The sequence below is a fragment of the Arthrobacter sp. ISL-85 genome, assembly GCF_018613675.1.
Lineage (GTDB): Bacteria > Actinomycetota > Actinomycetes > Actinomycetales > Micrococcaceae > Arthrobacter.
Genome location: NZ_JAGGPQ010000017.1, coordinates 16,445 through 39,245 on the forward strand (window position 1 = coordinate 16,445; position 22,801 = coordinate 39,245).

Consider the following 22,801-nt stretch of genomic DNA (forward strand, 5'->3'; position numbering starts at 1 on the left):
CCCCCAGGTGGATCGAGGGGCCGCGGCATGGAACACTTGCGGGAGCACACCGGGCAGGTACCCGGTTCCGCAGCCGACGACGTCCGCGCAGAATCCACCACACCAAGACCCAGGGAGAACCATGCCCACTGCACAGGAGCAGACCAATACCGGGATACCACAGCGGGTGATCTGGCTGGCCCTTGCGGGGGCGGTGGGCGGATTCCTCTTCGGTTTCGATTCATCAGTGGTCAACGGTGCGGTGGACGCCCTGAAGGGGGAATTCGCCCTGTCCGAGGCCGTGACAGGCTTCGCCGTGGCCGTCGCCCTGTTGGGCTGCGCGGCCGGCGCCTTCCTTGCCGGCAAGGTGGCGGACCGGCATGGCCGCATCCCCGCGATGAAACTTGGCGCGCTGCTCTTCCTGGTCAGCGCCGTGGGAACCTGCTTCGCTTTCGGCGTCTGGGACCTGGTGTTCTGGCGCCTGGTGGGCGGCCTGGGCATCGGCCTGGCATCGGTGATCGCCCCGGCCTACATCTCGGAGATTTCGCCACGGCAGGTGCGCGGCCGCCTGGCCTCGCTGCAGCAACTGGCCATCACCACCGGTATCTTCGCCGCCCTGCTGTCTGACGCCCTCCTGGCCACCAGCGCCGGCGGGGCGGACCAGTCATTCTGGCTGGGCATTGAGGCGTGGCGGTGGATGTTCCTCGCTGCCGCCGTCCCCGCCGTCGTCTACGGCTGGATTGCCTTCACCCTGCCGGAATCCCCGCGGTTCCTGGTGTTCAAGGGGAAAGAGGATGAGGCCCGGAAAGTCTTCACCTCCATCGCACCCGCCGAGGACACCGACCGGCACATCCGCGAGATCCAGGAAGCCATCGAAGAAGACAAGGCGGCCGGCCAGAAGGGCTCGCTGCGCGGCAAGACCCTGGGCCTGCAGGCAGTGGTCTGGGTTGGGATCATCCTGTCCGTGCTGCAGCAGTTCGTGGGCATCAACGTGATCTTCTACTACTCCACCACCCTGTGGAAGGCTGTGGGCTTCCAGGAGAAGGACTCCCTGGCCATCTCGGTGGCCACGTCCGTCACCAACATCCTGGTCACCCTGGTGGCCATTGCCCTGGTGGACCGCATCGGCCGCCGGCCCATCCTGCTGGCGGGCTCCATAGGCATGGCCGTCTCCCTGGGCACCATGGCCCTGGCATTCTCTTCCGCCACCGGCTCAGGCGAGGACATCACCCTCCCGGGCGCATGGGGTCCCGTGGCACTGGTAGCCGCCAATGTGTTCGTGGTCAGCTTCGGCGCCTCCTGGGGACCACTGGTCTGGGTGCTCCTGGGCGAAATCTTCCCGTCCCGGATCCGGGCCCGGGCCCTGGGCCTGGCCGCTGCCGCGCAGTGGGTGGCCAACTTCGTGATCACCCTCAGCTTCCCGGTGATGGCCTCCGCATCGTTGCCGCTGACCTATGCCATGTACGCCCTGTTCGCCGCCGCGTCCTTCTTCTTCGTCATGTTCAGGGTGCCGGAGACCAACGGCATGTCCCTGGAGCAGGCGGAGACTCTGTTCGTGCCGAAGGGTTCGGCGAAGGCCAAGTAACGCCCCATCACTTTCCGCTTCTTTCCCCGCGACGCCCCATCACTTTTCGCAGGAAAACAACAAACCCTCCATCACAAGTCGTGATGGAGGGTTTGCTGATTCTTGCCTGACGCGCAGTGCTTACACCACGTGCGGTTCGTGCGAGGACAGGTAGCCACGGCCGCCGAACGCGATCAGGATGGCGATCACCATGGCCACGGCGCCGGCGAAGAACGGAACCTGCGGGCCAAAGTGCTCACCAAGCTGCGCCGCCAGGAACGGTGCCAGGGCGCCGCCCATCCAGCGGACAAAGTTGTAACCGGAAGATGCCACCGGGCGGGGCGAGTCCGAGACACCCATGGCCAGTTCGGTGTAGATGGTGTTGTTCACGCCCAGCAGCGCCCCGGCAGCGATCACCAGCACGACGACGGCAGGCACCGAGTGCCCCGCTGCCAGTCCCAGCCCGGCCAGGTCCAGCATGAGCAGGAACAGCGTGCCGGTCAGGACCTTGACGGCACCGAAGCGGGCCTGCAGCGGCGGCGCCACGAAGACGGAGAACACCGCCACAGCCACGCCCCAGCCGAAGAAGACGCCGCCGATTCCATACGCGTTCATGCCCAGGATGAACGGGGTGAAAGCCAGGATGGTGAAGAAGCCGTAGTTGTAGAACAAGCCGCTTGCCGCCGTCGTCCGCAGTCCCTTGTGGCCCAGGGCCAGCAGGGGATCGCGCAGCCGCACCTTGCGCTCAGGCAGCGGGGTCTTGGGCAGCAGGGCGAACAGGGCGATGAAGGCGGCGGCCATCAGGACGGCGGTGCCGAAGAACGGCGCGCGCCACTGCCAGCCGCCCAACAGGGCGCCAAGCAGCGGGCCGAGGGAGATGCCCAGGCCCAGGGCGGCCTCGTAAAGGATGATGGCAGTGCCGGCGCCGCCGCTGGCCACGCCCACGATCACGGCGAGGGCGGTGGCCACGAAGAGGGCGTTGCCCAGCCCCCAGCCGGCGCGGAAGCCCACCAACTCGCCGACGCTGCCGGACAGGCCGGAGAGCGACGAGAAGACGACGATGACGGCCAGGCCGATCAGCAGGGTTTTCTTGCCGCCGATCCGGGACGACACAAACCCCGTGATCAGCATGGCCAGCGCAGTGACCAGGAAGTAGCTGGTGAAGAGCAAAGACACCTGGCTGGGGCTGGCGTCCAGGTTGGCGGCGATGGCCGGGAGGATGGGGTCCACCAGCCCGATGCCCATGAAGGCGAACACTGCCGCGAGCGCGGTTGCCCACACTGCTTTCGGCTGCTTCAGGAATGAGGCCTTTTCCGCCTGCAGGGTTGATTCTGGTGCTTGCAGTGATTCTGCGAGCTGGCCGTCCATGGAGGGTACTCCTAAGTATGTGGCTGGTTTATTTCTGGAGGGATGCGTTGATCTTGTCGATGACCGGCAGCGCCTCCGCCAGGGCCTTGCGGTCCTGGTCGGTGAGGGTGCTGAGGATTTCGGCCATCACTTGGTTACGGCGCCTGTTGGCGGAGTCGACGGCGGCCCGGCCTTCGGGGGTGAGGATCACCCGCACAGCACGGGAGTCCGCCGGGTCCGGCTCGCGGCGGGCCAGGCCCGCGCGTTCGAGCTTGATGATCTGCTCCGTGGCGCTGGGCACGCGGACCCCGAGATTCCGGGCGATTTCGCCGACGCGCTGGCCCTCGCCGAGCAGCATCTTGAGGGTGCTGAGCTGGGCGGCGCTGAGTTCGCCGTCCGCGTCGAGGCGCCGGACCAGGTAAACACTGTGGCGAAGGGCTTCGCGGAACCCGGTGGCAAGTTCCTGCAGCTGGGGATCGGTGGTGTTCATCGTTAGGTAGCCTAACATTTAGGGTCCCTAACGGTCAACGGTTTAGAGGGGCAGCTTCATCCCCACGTGACTGGCCTCGAATCCCAGCCGCTCGTAGAACCGGTGCGCGGCTGTCCGGCTTTTGTGGGTGGTCAGCTGCATCAGTGTGCAGCCGCGTCGGCGGGACTCCGCGATGGCCCAGCCCACCATCAGCGCGCCCATGCCCTGGCCTCGAAGCGACGTCCCCACTCGGACGCCCTCCAGCTGCGAGCGCCAGGCCCCCTGCCGGGAGATGCCGGGAAGAAAGCTCAGCTGGAACGTGGCAACCACCGGTCCGGCCTCCCCGGCGGTCGGCACTAACTCACCCACCACCAGCAGATGTGACGGGTCGGCTTCAATCGCCGCGAAAGCTCGCTCGTAAGGCTCCATGTCCTTCGCGGTTTCGCGCCCGGCACCCAGGGCGTCATCGGCCAGCAGCCGGACCATGGCGCCCAGGTCCGCGCGGGTGGCGTGGCGGAGGCGGAACGTGCCGCCAGCGACGCCGGCAGTGAACAAGGCGGGAGGGACACCGTCGGTGGAGATCACCTGCCCAGCTTTGCACAGGATATGAGCGGGCGTTTCAGGAAAACACGCCAAACGTGAGCGGGCGTTTCAGGAAAACACGCCAAACGTGAGCGGGCGTTTCAGGAAAACACGCCAAACGTGAGCGGGCGTTGCCGGAAAGGGCGCCAAACGTGAGCGGGCGTTTCCGGGCCGGGAACGCACCACGCCGGCACCCGCCACTGGATGCAAGTGGTGGATGCCGGCGTCGTGGTTTATCCAGTACGTCGGTAAGTCCGGAAGGCGGAGCCGGTCAGGCGGGGGGGCTGGCCATTTCCGCCTGCCGCTCCTCCACCAGGGTGGCAACGGCATTGAACAGCGGATGGTCCTTCTCGAGTCCGGTGATCTTTGCGGTGGCATCGGCCGGGCTGGCCGAACCCAGGATGCCCGCCAGCTCGGTAGCTTCGGCATCCGCGGGATCAGTGAAACGCAGCGCGGCGGCGATGGCACCCAGCAACGCCTCCGGCACCACGCCACGTTCCGCCAGTTCGGCAGCCGGACCAATGAACCGTTCATGCCGGCTCAGCTTCCGCAGCGGAGCACGGCCCACCCGGTTCACGGTGTCCGGAAGGTACGGGTTGGAGAACCGGACCAGGATTTTCTGGACGTAGGCTTCCTGCTCGTCGTTGCTGAACCCATGCTTGGCCACCAGGAGCTGCTTGGTTTCCTCCAGCACCGCCCGTACGTCCTCGGCCACATCCTGGTCCGCCATGGCATCGGAGATCTTCTCCACGCCCGCTTCGAAGCCCAGGTACGCAGCAGAGGCATGTCCGGTGTTCACCGTGAACAGCTTCCGCTCGATGTACGGCGAGAGGTCGTCCACGAAGGTTGCGCCGGGAATCACGGGGGCGGAATCGCCGAACGCGCTGCGGTCAATGACCCACTCGTAGAAGGTCTCCACGGTAACGTCAAGGCCCTGCCCGGGCTCCTGGTTAGGCACGATCCGATCCACCGCGGTATTGGCGAACACCGCCTTGCCGTCGAGCACTGCGGCGGTGGCTCCCGGCTGGGAAGCCACCTCCTTGGCCAGGATGTCCGTGGCATTGATGGCGTTTTCACAGGCCATCACCTGCAGGGGCGCCAGGCCGGGCTCCCTTGCAACGATGCCCTTGGCGATCACGGGCGCCACGAACTTCAGGATGTGCGGACCCACCGCGGTGGTGACGATGTCCGCCGTCGCGATCTCCGAGACCAGCTCCGCTTCCTGCGCGTTGGAGTTCAGCGCCCGGAAGTTGTCCACCGTGCGCACGGCCGGGGTCTCCCCCACCTCGTGCACCGCGTAGCTGCTGGCCCCGGAGAGCCGGGTGATCAGTTCCTCCGCCACGTCGGCGAACACCACTTCGTAGCCGGCATCATGCAGGAGCAGGCCCACGAAGCCGCGGCCGATGTTGCCGGCACCAAAATGTACTGCCTTCACTATGCGTTGACCTTTCCGAAGAGGTCCAGGACTTCATCCACCGAGCCTGCGGCTTCCAGCCGCGCCACCTGCTCCTTGTTGGTGAAGACCTTGGCGATGGAGGACAGGATGTGCAGGTGCTCGTTGTTGATGCCGGCGACGCCCACCACGAATTTGACCTGCTTGCCGTTCCAGTCGATGCCCTCCGGGTAGCGGATGACCGACACCGCCGACTTGCGGATGTGGTCCTTGGCGGCGTTGGTGCCGTGCGGGATGGCCAGGAAGCTGCCCATGTAGGTGGACACAGATTCCTCGCGTTCGTGCATGGCAGCGATGTAGCCCTCGTCCACGGCGCCCCGGGCCAGCAGCAGCCGGCCTGCCTCGTCAATGGCGGCGTCGCGGGTGGTGGCCGAACCGGCCAGCACCACGCTCTCCCGGGCCAGGATGTCCTGGGAGCCCCCGGCGGAGGCAGCGGCAGCACCCGGCGCCGCGTCAACCCGCGCGTCGGCGGCGTGGGCACCGTGGGTGGTGCCGGCGCCGGACGCTGCCGCGGTTGCGGGCCCGGGCGCGGAGGCCCCGCCAGGCGTGCCCGCTCCTGCGTCGGGCCCTTCGGTTGCCGCGGCACCTTCGGTGTTGCTTTCGCGGACCAGCTCAACGATCTCGTCGTAGCGCGGGCTGTTCATGAAGTTGTCCACCGAGTAGTGCATGGCACTTGAAGTGACCGGCTTGGCGCGTTCGGTCAGGTCCTGGTGGGTGACCACCACATCGTAGGTGTCGCTGAGGCTGGCGATGGAAGCGTTGGTGACCTTGACGTCCGGGAAGCCGGCCGCCTTGATCTTGTTCCGCAGCACCGAAGCGCCCATGGCACTGGAGCCCATGCCGGCGTCGCACGCAAACACGATGTTCCGGACGGGCCCGGCCAGCACGGCCACCCCGCCGCGGCCAGCGGCGGCAGCACCTGCGCCGGCACCGGTCAGCGTGGAGGCAACGGAGCTCTTCTTCCCCTTCATCGCCTCCATGCGGGCCGTGGCATCGCCAAGGTCGGCCTCGTCGCTGTGCTTGGTGGTACGCAGGATCAGTGAAGAGACGAGGAAGGACACCGTGGCAGCCAGCACCACGGAGAGGATCACGCCGAAGTAGCTGTCCCGGGAGGTCTGTGCCAGGACGGCGAAGATGGAACCAGGCGCCGCGGGGGCCACCAGGCCGGAATTCGTGAGGGCCAGGGTGGCGATGCCGGTCATGCCGCCGGCGATCGTACCCAGGATCAGCAGCGGGCGCATCAGGACGTACGGGAAATAAATCTCGTGGATGCCGCCCAGGAACTGGATGATCGCAGCGCCGGGAGCCGATGCCTTGGCGGCGCCGCGGCCGAAGAACATGTACGCGAGCAGCAGGCCCAGGCCCGGGCCCGGGTTGGCTTCCAGCAGGAACAGGATGGACTTGCCCTGGTCCAGCGACTGCTGCACGCCCAGCGGGGTGAGCACGCCGTGGTTGATGGCGTTGTTCAGGAACAGCACCTTGGCCGGTTCGATGAAGATGCTGGTCAGCGGCAGCAGTCCGTTGTGCACCAGGAACTGCACGAAGTTTCCGGCGGCCGTGCTGAAGGCGGTCACCAGCGGTGAGATGCCGTAGAAGCCCAGCAGGGCCAGCAAGGCGCCCCAAATGCCGGCGGAGAAGTTGTTGATCAGCATCTCGAAGCCGGGGCGGATCTTGCCGTCCCACAGCATGTCGAGCTTCTTCATGGTCCAGCCACCCAGCGGGCCCATGATCATGGCGCCAATGAACATCGGGATGCCGGCGCCGACAATCACGCCCATGGTGCCGATGGCCCCCACAACGCCGCCGCGGACGTCATAGACGTTCTTGCCGCCGGTGTAACCGATCAGGAGGGGCAGCAGGTAGGTGATCATGGGGCCCACGAGGCCGATATTCGGCTTTCCGTCCGTCTCGCCGAAACCACCCAGCTGCGGAACGGGCAGCCACCCCTTCTCGATGAAGAGGGCGGTGATGATGCCCCAGGCGATGAACGCCCCGATATTGGGCATGATCATGCCGGACAGGAATGTCCCGAACTTCTGGACGTGCACGCGCGCGCTGGTGCGGGGTTTTGCAACTGTCTCTGTTGCCATGTGATTTCCTAACCGTCACTCCTGCTGCTCCGCAGGATTGGTCCGATGATTACGACGACGTACTGCTGGGTGATGCGGGTTGTGGGCTAACCGGCCGGGCTGGTGGAGATCCGGTGCAGCCATTCGAGGAAAAGCTTGAGTTCCGAGCTTGAGAGCTGGTCAGAGTGCGAAGCCTGAAGTGCGGCGTTCAGGGCGATCGCTGCCACCACTACCGAGGATTTCCCGTTGCCGCCCGGGGCCGGGCCGCTTGCCGGCTCGGCGGACACCGCGAAGATCATGGCGTCCCGGGTCATGGTGGACAGTTCAAGGTTGCGTTCGGAAGCGGGCTCCGCAATCAGCATCAGCGTCACGCCCACGTTGGCGGCCAGGATGGACCTGGCCGCTTCCCGCGGCTGGACATTCAGCTGGCCCGCTGCCGCTGCCTTGTTCAGCATCTCCTCCATCAGCGCCTCGGCATCCGCCACGATGGCGGGCCGGCTCTCCGGGCGGATGTTGCCGAACATCACCAGGTACAGCTCGGGCTGGTTCAGGCCGAACTGGACGTGGTTGTCCCACATTCTCCGGATGTCCTCAAGGGGCTGTCCGGAAGGGGCAAAGTCCCTTTCGCCCGCGACATATTCCTCGAACCCGGCGGCGACGACGGCATCGAACAGACCTTCCTTGTCACCGAAGTGGTGGTACAGCGTGGGAGCCGATACACCCGCCCGCTGGGTGATCTGGCGGGTGGAGACGGGAGCTCCCGCGGATTTTGCCAGCAGTTCCGCGGCAGCACGGAGCAGCCGCATTTTGGGGGGAAGCTGGCCATCCAAACTCATAACCGCTACCCTAGCACCTATAGCGTTGCTATATGAACTGAATCACATACAATTTTTTCAGGCACGTTTCCTGCCCTTGGACGTAGCAGTCCTCCGGCGGACCCCGGCAAGGCGCCGGAGAACCAGGCGGGCCTGTCTACCGGCAGAGAATGAGGACCTTCAGTGCAGAACTTCCCAGGAGTAGGCGTCAGCCCAGGCCGCGTCATCGGCACCGTCCGGCAGATGCCCAAACCCATCAGTGAGCCTCCCGCCGGTGAACAGCTGGCTCCGGACACCACTGCCGAGGAAGCCACCGCAGCGCTGAAGGCAGCCGCCCAGGCCGTGCACGATGAACTGAAGGATCGCGCCACGCATGCCACCGGTGACGGCAAGGCAGTCCTGGAAGCCACTGCACTGATGGCCAAGGACACCATGCTGATCAAGGGAGCGGCCAAGCTGGTGGCCCGGGGCGTCTCTGCCGAACGCGCCATCTGGGAGTCCGGCTCCTCGGTCTCCGAGATGCTGCACAACCTGGGCGGCTACATGGCCGAACGCGCCACGGACGTCCTTGACGTGCGCGCCCGGATCGTGGCCGAGCTGCGGGGCGTTCCCGCGCCCGGCATCCCCGCCTCCAACACCCCGTTTGTCCTGGTGGCAGAGGATTTGGCCCCCGCGGACACCGCAACGCTCGACCCCAACAAGGTCCTGGCGCTCGTTACGGCCGGCGGCGGCCCCCAGTCCCACACCGCCATCATCGCCCGTTCCCTCGGCCTTCCGGCAGTCGTTGCCGCCGTGGGCGTTGACGAACTGCGGGACGGTACCGAGGTGTACGTGGACGGCGCAGCCGGCAGCATCACCGCCGACCCCGACGAATCCCTCCGCTCAGCAGCGGAAGCCTGGGCAGCCACCGCGTCACTGCTGGCCGAGTTCACCGGCACGGGCGCGACGGCGGACGGCCACCAGGTGCCGCTGCTCGCCAACGTCGGCGGCGGCAAGGACGCTGAAGCGGCCGCAAAGCTCGGAGCCCAGGGTGTAGGCCTCTTCCGCACCGAATTCTGCTTCCTGGAACGTGACACCGAGCCCTCCGTGGAGGAGCAGGCGGCTGCCTACAAGAGCGTGTTCGATGCCTTCCCCGGCAAGAAGGTGGTGCTGCGCACGCTCGACGCCGGCGCCGACAAGCCGCTGCCGTTCCTGACCGACTCCACGGAACCCAACCCAGCCCTGGGTGTCCGCGGCTACCGCACCGACTTCACCACCCCCGGCGTCCTGGACCGGCAGTTGGAAGCGATCGCGCTGGCCCAGCAGCAGTCGCAGGCCGATGTCTGGGTGATGGCCCCCATGATCTCCACGGCGGAGGAAGCATCACGCTTCGCCTCCATGTGTGCAGATGCCGGCATCAAGACCCCCGGCGTCATGGTGGAGGTCCCCTCCGCGGCCCTCACCGCCGAAGCGATCCTCCGCGAGGTCGGCTTTGCCAGCCTTGGCACCAATGACCTCACGCAGTACGCCATGGCCGCCGACCGCCAGCTCGGCCCGCTGGCCAACCTGAACACCCCGTGGCAGCCCGCGGTCCTGCGCCTGGTTGGATTGACCGTCGAGGGGTCCCGCGCGGAGGGCCACGGCAAGCCCGTGGGAGTCTGTGGTGAGGCTGCCGCCGATCCCGCCCTCGCCGTCGTCCTTACCGGCCTTGGCGTCAGCACCCTGTCCATGACGGCGCGTTCACTTGCCGCGGTGGCCGCAGTCCTGAAGACGGTGACCCTGTCCGAAGCCCAGGAGCTGGCCAAGCTGGCCCTCTCCGCGCCGAGTGCCACCGAAGCCCGTGCCTGGGTGCGGGAGAAACTGCCGGTGCTGGAGGAACTGGGGCTCTGACGCCCCCGCGGGCACGCCGGCTGCACTGGGATAGGCTACGGCCATGGCACTGATAGCCCCCCGCGTCACGGCCGGCCTGCCCGCCGGTGAGGCCCGCGCCCTAACCCGCGCCTTTGAGGACAGCAATGACATCACCGTGTTCGTGGACGGCACCGTCCACCGCCTGCCCGGGCAGGCACGTGACGCCGTCGTGGATCTCCTCGCCAGGCTGGGCCGCGGTGAAACGGTGACCGTGAGCAGCGTGGAGGAAATGCTGACCACCTCCCAGGCTGCCGAGCTGGCGGGGATTTCACACACCTACCTGCGCAACATGACCGACCGCGGCGAGATCCCGGTGGAGTACCGCGGCTCGCACCGGCGCATCCGGACAGCCGACATCATGATGTGGCTCGAGAAGCAGAAGCTTGCGGAACAAAAACGCAAGCAGGGCAAGAACGCCGGGGACAACGCCGGCGCGGGCGAATAGTGCGGGCTGGCATGGCGTGGCCGCGGCGCCGCAAAGACGTTGCGCTTCACTCGGCCGACGTGGAAGCAAACGGCTCAAAGGGCCGCATCCTCTGGGCTGACGGGACGCCCGCCCCCGGACCGGACGCTGCGGCGGCCCCGGCAGCACCTGCCTACATCCTCATCCACGGCATCGGCGTTTCCCACCGCTACCTGCGGCGGCTCCATGGCGAGCTCGCCACCGCCGCCCCCACCTACTCGCTGGACCTGCCGGGCTTCGCCGCGACGCCCAAGCCCCGCACGCAGCTGTCCGTGGCGGACTACGGCGCTTTCATCGCCCAGGCGCTGAAGGCGAGCGGCATCAATTCGTACATCCTGGTGGGGCATTCAATGGGCGCGCAGTTCGCAATCGAGGCCGCGCTCTACGCACCTGCGCAGGCACGGCGGCTGGTGCTGATGGGACCCGTTGTGGACTCGCGGCACCGCAACGTCCGGCGGCAGGGCCTGGCCCTCTTCCTGGACGCGCTCCTCCGCGAAAATGCGTCCTCCAACTGGCTGGTCTTCTCGGACTACTTCCGCTGTGGGCCGCGCTGGTACTTCACCGAGCTCCCCGTCATGATGGCCTATCCCACAGAGTCGCGGCTGGCAGGAGTGAACATTCCCGTCCTGGTGGTGCGGGGCAACCACGACCCTGTGGCTGGGGCCGATTGGTCGCTCCGGCTCTCGCAGGTAGTGGCGCAAGGGAGCTTCGTGGAGATTTCCCGGGCAGGGCACGTGGCACAGCACCTGCGTCCGCAGAAGGTGGCCGCGGCCATTAGATCCTGGGCCTCGCCGCCCACCGCCGCATCTTGAGTGCGGCGTGCAGTTCCAGCCGGGGAAGTCCTTTGAGGGGGTCCACTCCCAGGAGCTGCCGGATCCGCCCCAGCCGGTTGTAGATGCTGCTGCGGTGCAGATGGAGCCTGCTGGCCACGTCCTGGACCGATCCATCGTTGTCATAGAGCAGCTCCAGGACCGGGATGAGTTCGCCGTTGCGGTCATGGTCCTCGAGCATCCGGAAGTACACCGATCCCGAGTCCGCCCAGGCCCCCACACCTCCCCCGGCCGATGCCAGGAGCTGGTACACGCCGGTTGACCTGCAGTCCACCAACTCGCCCAGCTGCGGATCCACCGCCGCCGCCTGGGCTGCCACCCGCGATTGCCGGTAGGCCTCGGTAAGCTGGCGGGTCTTGGCGAAGCCCTCGCTGATGCCCAGGATGATCCGGTGGACGGGCCGGCCGGAGCGCTTGGCCAGCTCCAGCTGGTAATGGACCAGGACCTGGGCATGGTTGGCGCGGCCGGTCGACTCGCGGAACAGCACGACCGAATGGGTTTCAGTGCCGGCGCTGAAGAGGGCGGCATCCATGCCCACCGTTGCCTGCAGCGCGGTGGAGCGGTGGATCAGGGTGGATGCGATGGGGTCGGGGCCGCTGGCCCAGCCGTCGGCATCCAGTACCGTGACCATCTGCCACGGCCCCCGGCCCTGGACTTCCTTCCAACCGGCCACAGCTGCCACCGCGTTGGGTTCTCCGGAGCATGCCAGCAGGAACTCCCGTTCGCGGCCCCGCCGGAATTCGGATTCGGCTGTGTTTGAGTCGAGCAGGAGGCCGGAGAGCAGCTCAAGCTCGTGGTTGACGCCCGGCAGCTGGGTGAGGATCGCCGTCGGGCTTTCCTCCGCCGAGTCCTGCTGCACCCAGAGGTAGCCCACCCGGAAACCCCGGACCATGAGCGGGACGCAAACGCGGCCCAGCATGCCGAGGTCCGGATTGGCGGGCACAACAACCGGCCGCACGGCGGTGGCAATGCCGTGCGAGAGCTGCCACGCACTCACGTCCGCCGGGACCTTCTTGCTCAGCAGGAAATTCACCCGCACCCTGTCCGCGTGGGACTGGTTGGAGCTGTAGGCGAGGAGCAGGCCATCCAGGTCCTCAAGGGACAGGCCACGCCCCAGCTTCTGCGCCACCTGTTCGACGAGCTGTTCCACACCCTGCTGCTGCATGGGCCAACAGTACTGCCCCCACGGGCACCCGAACGAACGGACACGAGGCGACACCTGACGCTCCAGCGCTCGACAGATGTCGACTTCCGGCGGGCGAGAACCCCGGAATCATGCGGTTCCACAGTTCGGGCACCAGCACTCACATGTCGCCTGGCTCACAACGGGATTTATCGTTGAAACACGAAAACCCTTCCGCCTTTCCGGCCCACCGGCCCCAAAAACTGGAGCAGACGATGATCATCGGCGTCCCCAAAGAAATCAAGAACAACGAATTCCGCGTGGCCATCACCGCCGCGGGCGTGCACGAGTTCCTTACGCACGGCCACACCGTGCTGGTGGAGCGCGGCGCAGGCTTGGGCTCGGGCATCACCGACGAGGAATACTCCATTGCCGGCGCCGAAATCGTCAACGAAGCCGATGACGTCTGGGCCCGCGCCGACATGGTGATGAAGGTCAAGGAACCGATCGCCTCCGAGTACCACCGCTTCCGGAAGGGCCTGATCCTCTTCACGTACCTGCACCTGGCCGCCGAGCCGGAACTGACCAAGGAGCTCATCAACTCCGGCGTCACCGCCATCGCCTACGAAACCGTCCAGGAAGGCCGCTCCCTCCCGCTGCTGGCCCCGATGTCCGAGGTCGCCGGCCGCCTCTCCGTCCAGGTAGGCGCCACCTCCCTCATGGCACCCGCGGGCGGCAAGGGTGTCCTTCTCGGCGGCGTGCCCGGCGTGCGTCCGGCGAAGGTGGTTGTCCTTGGCGCCGGTGTGGCCGGCACCAACGCCGCAGCCATGGCCCTGGGCCTGGGCGCCGACGTCACCATCCTGGACATCAACATCAACCGCCTGCGCGAGCTGGACGCCCAGTACCAGGGCCGGCTGAAGACCGTTGCGTCCAACAAGTACGAGATCGAAAAGTCAGTGGTGGACGCGGACCTGGTGATCGGTTCCGTCCTGATCCCCGGCGCCAAGGCTCCCAAGCTCGTCACCAACGACCTCGTGGCCCGGATGAAGCCCGGCTCGGTCCTGGTGGACATCGCCGTGGACCAGGGCGGCTGCTTCGAGGACACCCACCCCACCACGCACCAGGAACCCACGTACAAGGTGCACAACACCATCTTCTACTGCGTGGCCAACATGCCCGGCGCCGTGCCCAACACCTCCACCTACGCACTGACCAACGTCACCCTGCGCTACGCCGTGTCCCTGGCCAACCTGGGCATCAAGGCCGCCTTCGACCGCGACCCCGCCCTCGCCGCCGGCCTCAACATCGCCGCCGGCCATGTGGCGCACCACTCCGTGTCCGAGGCCCACGGCCTGCCCCTCGTTGCCGACTGGCACGAACTGGTCTCGGCGTAGTCCCTTTCATCGATTGCTCCGTAACTGTCCTTTTGAACGCTCAGAACGGCACTTACGGAGCAATCGATGATTCTTTTAAGCCACTTCACGTGCCTTTTCGATGATCTTCAGAACCTCGACCGCGTCCTCCGGGTTTACTGGGAGGGGAAGGTTTGAGGCTGCTCCGCCGTCGAGGATCTTGTCTGCCAGGAGCCGGTAGAACTCCGGGTATGCGCCGCGCTCGGTAGGTAGGGCATCCAGGTGGCCGTCGCGGCCCAGGAGCCCTGCCCACTCGGGTGCCTCGACTCCGTACTCCTGGTCCAGGGGGCTCCCGCCGGCCGCGATATAAGGCTCCTGCGGGTCCACGCCGTTCTTGGTGAAGCCGCCAATCGAGCCCAGCACACGGAAGCGGGGCCCTTGCTGGGCGCACAGCATGTTCATGGCCAGGTGGCTGGTCACTCCGGAATGGTGCCGCAGGACCAGGAAGGCGTCATCCTCCGCGCGCTCGTCGGACCGCCGCGCCTGCAGGTCCGCGTGGAGGACATCGGCCGGGCCGAACAGCTGAAGCGCCTGGTCGATCAGGTGGCTGCCCAGATCGAACAGTACGCCTCCCCCGTCGGCAGCCCCGGCCCGCGCCTTCCAGGCCTTGGCGATGGCCGGAGACCAGCGCTCGAACCGCGACTCAAAGCGGGTCACCTTGCCCAGGGCCTGGGCGGCCAGCAGCTTCCGGAGGGTGAGGAAGTCCCCGTCCCACCTGCGGTTGTGGAATACCGTCAGTACCCGGCCAAGTTGCCGAGCCAACGTGATGAGTTCCTGGCCCTGCGCGCTGGTGACCGCGAACGGCTTGTCCACCACTACGTCCAGCCCCGCCTCCAACGCAGCCCTGGCGACGGGGTAGTGGGTCATGGGCGGCGTCGCCAGGACCACAAGGTCAAGGTCAGCTGCGCGCCTCAGGACGGCGGCGCCGTCGCGCACTACCTCCACTCCGGGATTCCGGGATGAGGCAGCCGCCTGCCGCCCGGCGTCGGACGTTGCAATGACCTCCAGCGAGTAGCTGGTGTCGGACGCCAGAAGCGGCGCGTGGAAGACGCTGCCGGCCAGCCCGTAGCCGACGACGGCGGTGCGGATGGTGCGGGGGGCGCCTTCTGTTCCGGTCATGGAAGCAACGCTACCTCCGGTCCCACGCGGTTAAAAGAGGCCGGCACCCTTGGTAAACCAGGGGTGCCGGCCTTCCACTATGCGGGCAAGCCCGCAGGAGCGGTGGCTACTTCTTTTCCCAGCCGAGGGTGGTCCAGTCCGGAACCTGGGACAGGCTCTGGAACAGGGACGGCCCGTAGTTGGCCAGGCCGGTGCGGACGAAGGAGATCTGCGGGCCGTTGAAGACCACGCCCATGGAGTAGTACTTGGCCATGTGCTCCTTTTCTACGTCCATTGCTGCCTTGTTGCGGGCAGCGTTGTCCTCGATGGAGGCGAGGTCGGCAATCTTCTTGTCCAGCTCCGCGTCGCCCAGCTTGTTCTCGTTGGTCTTGGAGTCGTAGTACTGCTTGACCGCATCCGTGGCGTCCGGGCCAACGGTGTAGCCGGAGATGCTGAGATCGAACTCGCGGCTGCCCAGGACCTTGCCGAAGTCGGCGGAGGCACGCTGGTCAATCCCGACGTCCATGCCGCCGGCCTGGAGCTGCTTCTGCAGGGTCTGTGCCACTGCCAGGGTCGTGGGGTCGTCACCGAAGTTGCTGATCTTGAAGGCGGCAGGCTTGCCGTCCTTCTCCATGATGCCGTTGGCGTTGGCCGTGTAGCCGGCATCGGTGAGGACCTTCTTGGCAGCGTCCGGGCCGGTTTCCTTGACGGGGTAGTTGTCCTGGTAGTACTCGGAGAACGGCAGGAGCATCATGGAGCCTGAGCTGGGCTCTTCCCAGTTGAGGCCGTTAAAGCGGACCTTCCGCAGCGCTTCACGGTCCACGGCGGCGAAGATGGCCTTGCGGACGTTGACGTCAGAAATGCGCTGGGCGTTCAGGTTCAGGCCGCCGGCAAAGAGCCGCTGGCCGCGGCGGATATCAGAGTCCTTGGTGCCGTCCAGCTGCTTGTACAGCGAGATGGTGTTGGCGTTCATCGCATCGATCTCGCCGTTCTTGAACGCGGCGATCTGGGCGCTGGTTTCCAACTGGCGGAATGTCACGTTGGACAGGACCGGCTTCTGGCCCCACCACTTGTCGTTGGGCACCAGGGTCACGGTCTTTGCAGCGGTGTCGTACTGGTCCAGCTTGAACGGACCGGCCATCCACTCGGGGTGCAGGTTGCCGTTGAAGCCCTCATTGAAGATTTCGGGGGTGTTGACCGCGGGGTGGATGAGGCCGAAGAAGAGCGAATCCACGGGGAAAACCGGGCGGCTGGTCTTGACGATGACCTCCTTGTCGTTGCTGCCGGCCTCGACGGAGTCAACGAACTCATAGGCGCCCGAGCTGACGATGTCGTAGCCGGCATCCGGGCTCTTGAGGATGTTCCAGGTGTTCTTGAAGGCCTTGACGTCGATGGGGGTGCCGTCGTTGTAGGTGGCCTTGGGGTTCACCTTGATGGTGATGGTCTGTTTGCCGTCCTTGACTACGCTGTCCACGGATTCGCAGAAGTCGGTGTTGGGCGTGACCTTGCCCTTGAAGTCCACCTTCCAGCAGCCGCCGATGCCGCCGCTGTTCATCCCCACGGGGTTCATGGGAACCTGCAGGGCGGAGTTGTCCGCGCTGTTGCCGTTGTTGGAGAACCCGTTGAAGTCCGGCCCAATGTTGCCCAGCGGAAGGGTGACCTTGCCGCCCTGCTGGAGATCGGCTGCCGGCTTCTCATTGATGCTGATCAGCTTGGAAAGATCGCTTCCCGAGCCCTGCGCCTTGGCCGTTTCGGGGCCGCTGGCACCGCCGCCACCGCAGGCGGTCAGCGCCAGGGCCGCAGCAACGGCTGCAGCTCCGCCGATCCTGTTCAGTTTCCTCATGGTTTTCCCTTCATCGTGGTGCGGGTGGTGATGCATGTGGGTCGCGAAGTCTTAGGGCGCATGGTGGTCCACGGTTTCGTGGACCACCAACATGTCCTCATCCAGTTCGCCGTCCGGGTAGAAGCAGGCGAACTGCTGGTCCCTGGAGCCCGTTGCGGCTTCCAGGGGCGGTTCGAGGGTGCGGCATTTTTCCTGCTTGGCCGGCGGCAACGCGGCGAAGACAGGACAACGGGTGGCAAAGTTGCAGCCCTTCGGTGCCTGCAGGGGTGAAGGCAGGTCGCCTTGGAGGATGATGCGTTCCCGGGTGCGCTCCAGCTGCGGGTCCGGCACGGGGATCGCGGAGAGGAGTGCGCGGGTATAGGGATGGCGGGGGTTATCGAACACCCGGTCCACAGCGCCGATCTCCACGATCTTCCCCAGGTACATGACGGCCACGCGGTTGGAGATGTGGCGCACCACCGAGAGATCGTGCGCCACCAGCAGGTAGCTCAGACCCAGTTCGGCGCGCAGGTGGTCCAGGAGGTTGATCACGCCGGCCTGGACCGACACGTCGAGGGCCGAGACGGGCTCGTCCAGGACCACCAGCTTGGGGTTCACGGCCAGTGCGCGCGCAATCCCGATCCGCTGGCGCTGGCCGCCGGAGAACTGGTTGGGGAAGCGGTTCACGTGGTCCGGCTGCAGGCCCACGAGCTTCATCAGCTCCATGATCCGCTTTTTGATGGCCGGCCGGTCCATGCCGACGTTCTGGAGGGGCTCGGCAAGGACTTCGTATACCGTGAACCGCGGGTCCAGGGCACCCGTGGGGTCCTGGAACACCATCTGGAGTTCGCGCCGCATCTTGCCTTTAGTCTTGGCATCAGCTGCCTGCTTGTTGCTCAGGCCGCCGATCACCACCTCTCCGTCCTGGTCTGGATGGAATTCCAGGATTTCCAGGAGCGTGGTGGTCTTTCCCGAACCGGATTCGCCCACGATGGAGAAGCATTCGCCTTCGCGGATATCGAAGCTCAGGCCGTCCACGGCCTTGACGGTGCCGATCCTGCGCTTGATCAGGGCCCCCCTGGTCAGCGGGAAGTGCTTCCGAACGTCCTTCAGCTGCAGTACCGTGGACCGCTCGGCCCGGGGGATCGCGTCGAAGCGGGACACCGCCACCGGCGGGGCGGCGAACACGCCGTGGACGTCCACGCTCCCGCCCAGGGAGCCGGACTTGATGCAGGCAGCCCTGTGCAGGGCTGCGCCGGCCACCGGTGCCAGTGCGGGTTCGCCGTCGAGGCAGGCGTCCGAGGCCAGGGGGCAGCGGGGCGCGAACGAGCACCCAGTGGGAGCGTGCAGCAGATTGGGCGGCATGCCCTCAATGGGAACGAGCGACGCTTTCTCCGCCACATCCACGCGGGGCACGGCCCCGAGCAGACCCATGGTGTAGGGCATCCGCGGGTTGTAGTAGATGTCATCAACGCCACCGGTTTCCACCGGTTTACCCGCATACATGACCATGATGTCGTCCGCCATCCCGGCCACCACGCCAAGATCGTGCGTGATCATGACGACGGCGGCGCCGGTCTCCTCCTGTGCCGTGTGGAGCACCTCGAGGACCTGGGCCTGGATGGTGACGTCCAAGGCGGTGGTGGGCTCGTCGGCGATCAGGACGCGAGGGTTGTTGGCAATGGCGATGGCGATCATGACGCGCTGGCGCATGCCGCCGGAAAATTCGTGCGGGAAGGCCTTCAGCCTGTCCTTGGGGCTGGGAATCCCCACCATGGCCAGAAGCTCGACGGCGCGGGCTTCTTTGGCTGCCCTGCTCATGGTGGGGTGGTGGATGGTCAGCGCCTCGATGATCTGGGTGCCCACCGTGAAGACTGGCGTGAGGGAGGAGAGGGGGTCCTGGAAGACCATGGCCAGCTCGTTCCCGCGGTACGCGCACATGGCTTTGTCGCTCAGTCCCAGCAGTTCCTGGCCCTTGAGCCGCACGGAGCCGGAAACCTGGGCCGTGGGCGGGAGGAGTCCCATGATGGCCAGGGAGGTGACTGACTTGCCGGAACCCGATTCACCCACGATTCCCAGCGTCTTGCCCGGCATCAGGTCGAAGTCGACGCCCCTGACGGCGTGGATCACGCCGTTCTCGGAGTTGAAGCGGACGTTCAGGCCTCGGACCGACAGGACTGCGTCGTTAGGGGCATGCAGTCCTGCCACATGCAGGCGCTCCACGCCATGCCGTGCGGGTTCGGTGGCTCCAGTGGTGGTTTCGCTGCTCATGCCGTCTTCTTTTCCGCGGTGATTTTCCGGGCCCTGGCCTTTTTGGCTTTGCCGGTGGAACTGGAGCTGGGGTCAAAGGCATCGCGCAGGCCGTCATTCATCATGGCCAGTGATCCGGTCAGCAGGAACATGACGGTGAGCGGAACCCAGAACATCCAGGGGAAGGTTGAGACCTGGGAGGTGGCCTGGCCGATCAGCACGCCCAGGCTCACGTCCGGGACCTTGATGCCGATGCCGATGAAGGAGAAGGCCACTTCCGCGAGGATGGCAGCGGTGACGCCGCGGGTGATGTCCAGGATCAGCAGCGAGCCGATGTTCGGCACCAGATGCCGCCAGACGATGCGGCGCGGCGGAACGCCCATGTACTGCGCCGCCTTGACGAAGTCACGCTGCATGAGGGACATCGACATGGAGCGGATCAGCCGGGCCGTGCCCATCCAGCTGAACACCAGCAGGACGATGATAAGCAGCAGCCACGAGGGAAGGTCGCGTTTCAGGCCCGCGGCTCCGCCGCTGGTGGCGACCGCAACTACCAGGAGCGCCGGCATCATGATCAGCGCCTCCAGGATAAACAGCATGACCTTGTCCGCCTTGCCGCCGAAATAGGCCATCGTGCAGCCGTAGACGGCGGCGATCAGGACCGATACCAGGCCCACCACCAGGCCGATCAGGATGGAAATCCTGGTGCCCTCCACGGTCATGGCGTACAGGTCGATTCCTGCCTGTGACGTGCCGAGGTAGTGGTCAGCGGACGGCCGCATCCCGATGCTGAAGGGATCGATGGTTTCCTTGTCCCACTGGGTGAAAAACCCCCCGATGAACGAGAAAACGGTCAGGGCCAGGAAGATGGCCAGGCCAGCCACAGCCGTCTTGTTGCGCAGGAAGCGGCGGAAGATGATGGTGGTTTTGCCTATGACGACGTCGGCGCTTTCCAAGTGCGCATCCTGCGCCACTGCTGCCGGGTCAACGGCGTTCAGGTTGGTCATGGCTACTGCACCCGCACTCTCGGGTCGACAAGCGTGGTGGCGAAGTCCGCCAGGATGGCGCCGAGGGCGAAGATCACGGAACCGTAGGCCAGCGTGGCCGTGGCCGCATTGACGTCCTGCAGTGAGATGGCATCGATGCTCCAGGACCCCACGCCCGGCCAGGCGAAGATCTTTTCGGCGAAGAAGCCTCCGGCGAAGATGGCCGGGATGGTGAAGGCGATGCTCTGGGCCACCGGGATGAAGGAAACACGTAGCGCGTGCCGGGCGATCGCCTGGTTCCGGGTCAGTCCCTTGGCCCGTGCGGTGCGGACAAAGTCCGCGTTCACGTTGTCCAGCAGGTATTGCCGCTGCGCAATCTGGTATGCGCCCCAGCCCACCAGTGTGATGGCCACCGTGGGCACCACGTAGTGGGCCAGCATGTCACCGAACTGGGCCCAGCCCGGCGCGAGGCCTGGGGTGGAGATGCCGGTGACGAAGAAGATCCGGTCCCCCACGGATTCGTTGATGTTGATGGCGCCCAGCTGCACCAGGAAGTAGGCGATGGGCGCCGGCACGATGTAGGCGAGGTAGCTGTAGGACGTGATGACCCGGTCCTGGACCTTGTACTGGCGTGCTGCGGAATAGACGCCGAGCGCGACGCCGATTACCAGGGTCAGGATGATGGACGCCAGGAAGAGCCGGGTGGAAATCCAGACCCGGTCCCCGAATTCGGCATTGATGTACGCGCCGTTGGGGCTGCGGCCCCAGTCCCAGCGGGTGACGATGCCGGTGAGCCAGTCAACGTAGCGCTCCCATGGGCTGAGATCCGGGTCCAGGCCCTTCAACCGCATCGAATTGGCAACCTGTTCCGGGGTGGGCCGGGGGATGCGTTCCTGCTCGAGCAGCGCCGGCTTGAGCGAGCTGACAGCCAGGAAGTAGCCGGCGGACGTGGTGAGGAAGATCATCACCACATAGGTGATGCCGCGCTTCGCGAGGTACTTGAGCATGGGCGCTGCTGGATCCTTCCGTCTTCCCCGGACGAGCTCGGGTTGTGCCGCCTCACCGGGTCCTGCGCCAGCGGGTAGCTGGTCTCCCGCAGCCCTCAGGGCAGGTCCTGGTGGACTATGTTGCGGGTCACATTCCAGAGGAAACTATCACAAGCCCCAAGCCGAAAAGCGCGGGAATCCCCTGAAATTGGACACGCCGTATCAGATCGTTATGAATAGTTCTGTGAAGTTGGTGTGACTGGACCCGGCTGCGCTCCGCCGCGGACCCTACGCGTCCGTGACAATCCGTGTCACAAGGTCGCGCCAGGACGCTGTCAGCCGCTCGGGTGTGACGCCGTGTTCACGGATGAGGTGCAGGAGCCGTTCGGGGTCGAGGGTGGCATTCAGGGATCCCGCCAACAGCCCTGGTTCCGGGGAGTCGATGCCGCCTTCGCGCAGCAGCATGTCCACATGCCGGTTCCAAAGAGCGGCGGCCGGGACTTCGAACCTTCCCCGGGAAGCATTGCCGGCCGCGAGGACCAGGTCCCCGTATTCCACCACGTAAGCGATCCGTTCGGCTCCGAAGGCGATGAGCCTCTCGAGTGGCGCAGCGCCTGGCCCCAGGGGCGGGGGGCCGAACAGGAAGCGGGCCTGGAAGGCGGCCTCCGAGTCGTTCAGCAGTGTCAGCATCAGACCGGCCCGGCTGCCGAATCGGCGGAAGACGGTGCCCTTGCCCACCCCGGCGTGCTCCGCCAGGCGGTCCATGGTGAGGGACGCGGCGCCGCCGTGCTCAATCAGTTCCCGGGCAGCCAGCAGGAGGCGTTCCCGGTTCCGGGCAGCATCGCTGCGTTCGGCGGCCGTTACCGGCGTCATTCCCGGCCGCACTGGGATGGAACTCACAAGGACAGTGTAGCCACGGGGAATACAACCGGACTACGGTCCGTTTACTCTGGTGAAGGCTCCACGAGCCCGAAGTTTGACCGAACGCGGCCCCGCCGCTTCCCCTAGCCAGGAGTTCCCATGACCAAGAGCACAGTACTCACCCTTGTCGGCAGCCTCCGCGCCGAGTCCACCAACCAGAAGCTGGCCGAAGCCATCCAGCTCAACGCCCCGGAGCAGGTGGACGTGGTGATCCACGAAAGCCTCGGCAACATCCCGTTCTACAACGAGGACCTCGACGTCGAAGGCCAGGTCCCGGCCGCCGCAGCAGCCCTGCGCGCCGCAGCCGAACAGGCCGACACCGTCCTGCTGGTCACCCCCGAACACAATGGCACCGTACCCGCCGCCCTGAAGAACGCCATCGACTGGCTGTCCCGGCCCTTCGGCGCCGGCGCCCTGGCAGGCAAGCCCACCGCCGTCGTCGGCACCGCGTTTGGCCAGTATGGCGGCGTCTGGGCCCAGGATGAGGCCCGCAAGGCCGCCGGCATCGCCGGTGCGCAGATCCTGGAAGACGTCAAGCTCGCCGTCCCCGGCTCCATGGTTCGTTTCGCAGAGGTCCACCCCAAGGACGACGCCGAAGTCGTGGAGCAGATCAAGGGCGTTTTCGACGCCCTCGCCGCAGCAGCTCCGGCAGCCTGACCCCGGCGACGCAGCGCCCGGCACGCGGTTTGCGTGCCGGGCGCTGCTGCGTCCAATCGCCGCCGTGACCAAGTCTTGTCCCAAC

The 22,801-nt window shown here is 66.2% G+C and carries 19 protein-coding genes; 6 read left to right on the forward strand and 13 right to left on the reverse strand.

Annotated elements, in window-relative coordinates; translation table 11 throughout:
• The first annotated feature begins 121 nt into the window (after positions 1-121).
• Positions 122-1,564 carry a sugar porter family MFS transporter gene (locus J7I84_RS13260; protein WP_214945028.1) on the forward strand — a complete coding sequence of 481 codons (1,443 nt, stop codon included), beginning with the start codon at positions 122-124 and terminating at the stop codon, positions 1,562-1,564.
• Positions 1,565-1,684: 120 nt separating this feature from the next.
• On the opposite strand, the gene J7I84_RS13265 is transcribed toward J7I84_RS13260, so the two are convergent.
• From J7I84_RS13265 to J7I84_RS13290, 6 genes are all read right to left on the reverse strand, one after another.
• The gene (locus J7I84_RS13265; protein ID WP_214945029.1) at positions 1,685-2,911 is read right to left on the reverse strand and encodes an MFS transporter; all 1,227 of its coding nucleotides are present in this window, start codon (positions 2,909-2,911) and stop codon (positions 1,685-1,687) included.
• Positions 2,912-2,939: 28 nt separating this feature from the next.
• Positions 2,940-3,380 (reverse strand): MarR family winged helix-turn-helix transcriptional regulator, encoded by a 441-nt coding sequence (locus tag J7I84_RS13270; RefSeq protein ID WP_214945030.1) that lies wholly within the window; start codon positions 3,378-3,380, stop codon positions 2,940-2,942.
• Positions 3,381-3,422: 42 nt separating this feature from the next.
• Positions 3,423-3,914: a GNAT family N-acetyltransferase gene (locus J7I84_RS13275; RefSeq protein ID WP_214945201.1), complete on the reverse strand. Its 492-nt coding sequence runs from the start codon at positions 3,912-3,914 to the stop codon at positions 3,423-3,425.
• A 298-nt stretch (positions 3,915-4,212) separates the two neighbouring features.
• Positions 4,213-5,376: a mannitol-1-phosphate 5-dehydrogenase gene (locus J7I84_RS13280; RefSeq protein WP_214945031.1), complete on the reverse strand. Its 1,164-nt coding sequence runs from the start codon at positions 5,374-5,376 to the stop codon at positions 4,213-4,215.
• A complete protein-coding gene (locus tag J7I84_RS13285) occupies positions 5,376-7,484 on the reverse strand; it encodes a PTS mannitol transporter subunit IICBA (protein ID WP_214945032.1) in 2,109 nt (702 codons plus the stop codon). The genes J7I84_RS13280 and J7I84_RS13285 overlap by 1 nt, the downstream gene beginning before the upstream one ends.
• An 86-nt stretch (positions 7,485-7,570) precedes the next feature.
• The gene (locus tag J7I84_RS13290; RefSeq protein WP_214945033.1) at positions 7,571-8,299 is read right to left on the reverse strand and encodes a TetR/AcrR family transcriptional regulator; all 729 of its coding nucleotides are present in this window, start codon (positions 8,297-8,299) and stop codon (positions 7,571-7,573) included.
• Positions 8,300-8,461: 162 nt separating this feature from the next.
• On the opposite strand from J7I84_RS13290, the gene ptsP reads away from it, so the two are divergent.
• From ptsP to J7I84_RS13305, 3 genes are read left to right on the forward strand one after another with little or no spacing between them, the layout of a single operon-like run.
• Positions 8,462-10,147, forward strand: coding sequence for a phosphoenolpyruvate--protein phosphotransferase (ptsP, locus tag J7I84_RS13295; RefSeq protein ID WP_214945034.1), 1,686 nt, complete (start codon positions 8,462-8,464; stop codon positions 10,145-10,147).
• Between the two features lie 43 nt (positions 10,148-10,190).
• Entirely contained in the window at positions 10,191-10,613 is a 423-nt protein-coding gene (locus J7I84_RS13300; RefSeq protein WP_214945035.1) for a helix-turn-helix domain-containing protein, read from the forward strand.
• Positions 10,614-10,624: 11 nt separating this feature from the next.
• Positions 10,625-11,443 carry an alpha/beta fold hydrolase gene (locus J7I84_RS13305; RefSeq protein ID WP_214945036.1) on the forward strand — a complete coding sequence of 273 codons (819 nt, stop codon included), beginning with the start codon at positions 10,625-10,627 and terminating at the stop codon, positions 11,441-11,443.
• Here J7I84_RS13305 and J7I84_RS13310 read toward each other — a convergent pair.
• Positions 11,406-12,626, reverse strand: a complete 1,221-nt coding sequence (locus J7I84_RS13310; RefSeq protein WP_214945037.1) for a CdaR family transcriptional regulator — start codon at positions 12,624-12,626, stop codon at positions 11,406-11,408. The two genes, J7I84_RS13305 and J7I84_RS13310, sit on opposite strands and share 38 nt — an antisense overlap.
• Positions 12,627-12,859: 233 nt before the next feature.
• On the opposite strand from J7I84_RS13310, the gene ald reads away from it, so the two are divergent.
• Positions 12,860-13,978 (forward strand): alanine dehydrogenase, encoded by a 1,119-nt coding sequence (gene ald, locus J7I84_RS13315; RefSeq protein WP_214945202.1) that lies wholly within the window; start codon positions 12,860-12,862, stop codon positions 13,976-13,978.
• Between the two features lie 75 nt (positions 13,979-14,053).
• On the opposite strand, the gene J7I84_RS13320 is transcribed toward ald, so the two are convergent.
• The 6 genes from J7I84_RS13320 to J7I84_RS13345 form a co-directional block, all read right to left on the reverse strand.
• A complete protein-coding gene (locus tag J7I84_RS13320) occupies positions 14,054-15,115 on the reverse strand; it encodes a Gfo/Idh/MocA family oxidoreductase (RefSeq protein WP_214945038.1) in 1,062 nt (353 codons plus the stop codon).
• 106 nt (positions 15,116-15,221) lie between these two features.
• Positions 15,222-16,937 carry an ABC transporter family substrate-binding protein gene (locus J7I84_RS13325; protein WP_214945039.1) on the reverse strand — a complete coding sequence of 572 codons (1,716 nt, stop codon included), beginning with the start codon at positions 16,935-16,937 and terminating at the stop codon, positions 15,222-15,224.
• A gap of 51 nt (positions 16,938-16,988) precedes the next feature.
• Complete coding sequence (locus J7I84_RS13330; protein ID WP_214945040.1) at positions 16,989-19,187, reverse strand: ABC transporter ATP-binding protein; 2,199 nt, start codon at positions 19,185-19,187, stop codon at positions 16,989-16,991.
• Complete coding sequence (locus J7I84_RS13335; RefSeq protein ID WP_214945041.1) at positions 19,184-20,173, reverse strand: ABC transporter permease; 990 nt, start codon at positions 20,171-20,173, stop codon at positions 19,184-19,186. The genes J7I84_RS13330 and J7I84_RS13335 overlap by 4 nt, the downstream gene beginning before the upstream one ends.
• A gap of 2 nt (positions 20,174-20,175) precedes the next feature.
• Positions 20,176-21,159 carry an ABC transporter permease gene (locus J7I84_RS13340; RefSeq protein ID WP_214945042.1) on the reverse strand — a complete coding sequence of 328 codons (984 nt, stop codon included), beginning with the start codon at positions 21,157-21,159 and terminating at the stop codon, positions 20,176-20,178.
• 267 nt (positions 21,160-21,426) lie between these two features.
• Positions 21,427-22,038 carry a TetR/AcrR family transcriptional regulator gene (locus J7I84_RS13345; protein WP_396020068.1) on the reverse strand — a complete coding sequence of 204 codons (612 nt, stop codon included), beginning with the start codon at positions 22,036-22,038 and terminating at the stop codon, positions 21,427-21,429.
• 120 nt (positions 22,039-22,158) lie between these two features.
• On the opposite strand from J7I84_RS13345, the gene J7I84_RS13350 reads away from it, so the two are divergent.
• Positions 22,159-22,716: an NAD(P)H-dependent oxidoreductase gene (locus J7I84_RS13350; protein WP_214945043.1), complete on the forward strand. Its 558-nt coding sequence runs from the start codon at positions 22,159-22,161 to the stop codon at positions 22,714-22,716.
• Positions 22,717-22,801 lie beyond the last annotated feature (85 nt).

What these genes read in the sequence shown, in the direction of transcription:
- J7I84_RS13260 (WP_214945028.1), top strand. Translation starts at nt 122, where the DNA reads ATGCCCACTGCACAGGAGCAGACCAATACCGGGATACCACAGCGGGTG.
- J7I84_RS13265 (WP_214945029.1), bottom strand. Translation starts at nt 2,911, where the DNA reads ATGGACGGCCAGCTCGCAGAATCACTGCAAGCACCAGAATCAACCCTG.
- J7I84_RS13270 (WP_214945030.1), bottom strand. Translation starts at nt 3,380, where the DNA reads ATGAACACCACCGATCCCCAGCTGCAGGAACTTGCCACCGGGTTCCGC.
- J7I84_RS13285 (WP_214945032.1), bottom strand. Translation starts at nt 7,484, where the DNA reads ATGGCAACAGAGACAGTTGCAAAACCCCGCACCAGCGCGCGCGTGCAC.
- J7I84_RS13290 (WP_214945033.1), bottom strand. Translation starts at nt 8,299, where the DNA reads ATGAGTTTGGATGGCCAGCTTCCCCCCAAAATGCGGCTGCTCCGTGCT.
- J7I84_RS13300 (WP_214945035.1), top strand. Translation starts at nt 10,191, where the DNA reads ATGGCACTGATAGCCCCCCGCGTCACGGCCGGCCTGCCCGCCGGTGAG.
- J7I84_RS13305 (WP_214945036.1), top strand. Translation starts at nt 10,625, where the DNA reads ATGGCGTGGCCGCGGCGCCGCAAAGACGTTGCGCTTCACTCGGCCGAC.
- J7I84_RS13310 (WP_214945037.1), bottom strand. Translation starts at nt 12,626, where the DNA reads ATGCAGCAGCAGGGTGTGGAACAGCTCGTCGAACAGGTGGCGCAGAAG.
- ald (WP_214945202.1), top strand. Translation starts at nt 12,860, where the DNA reads ATGATCATCGGCGTCCCCAAAGAAATCAAGAACAACGAATTCCGCGTG.
- J7I84_RS13320 (WP_214945038.1), bottom strand. Translation starts at nt 15,115, where the DNA reads ATGACCGGAACAGAAGGCGCCCCCCGCACCATCCGCACCGCCGTCGTC.
- J7I84_RS13325 (WP_214945039.1), bottom strand. Translation starts at nt 16,937, where the DNA reads ATGAGGAAACTGAACAGGATCGGCGGAGCTGCAGCCGTTGCTGCGGCC.
- J7I84_RS13330 (WP_214945040.1), bottom strand. Translation starts at nt 19,187, where the DNA reads ATGAGCAGCGAAACCACCACTGGAGCCACCGAACCCGCACGGCATGGC.
- J7I84_RS13335 (WP_214945041.1), bottom strand. Translation starts at nt 20,173, where the DNA reads ATGACCAACCTGAACGCCGTTGACCCGGCAGCAGTGGCGCAGGATGCG.
- J7I84_RS13340 (WP_214945042.1), bottom strand. Translation starts at nt 21,159, where the DNA reads ATGCTCAAGTACCTCGCGAAGCGCGGCATCACCTATGTGGTGATGATC.
- J7I84_RS13350 (WP_214945043.1), top strand. Translation starts at nt 22,159, where the DNA reads ATGACCAAGAGCACAGTACTCACCCTTGTCGGCAGCCTCCGCGCCGAG.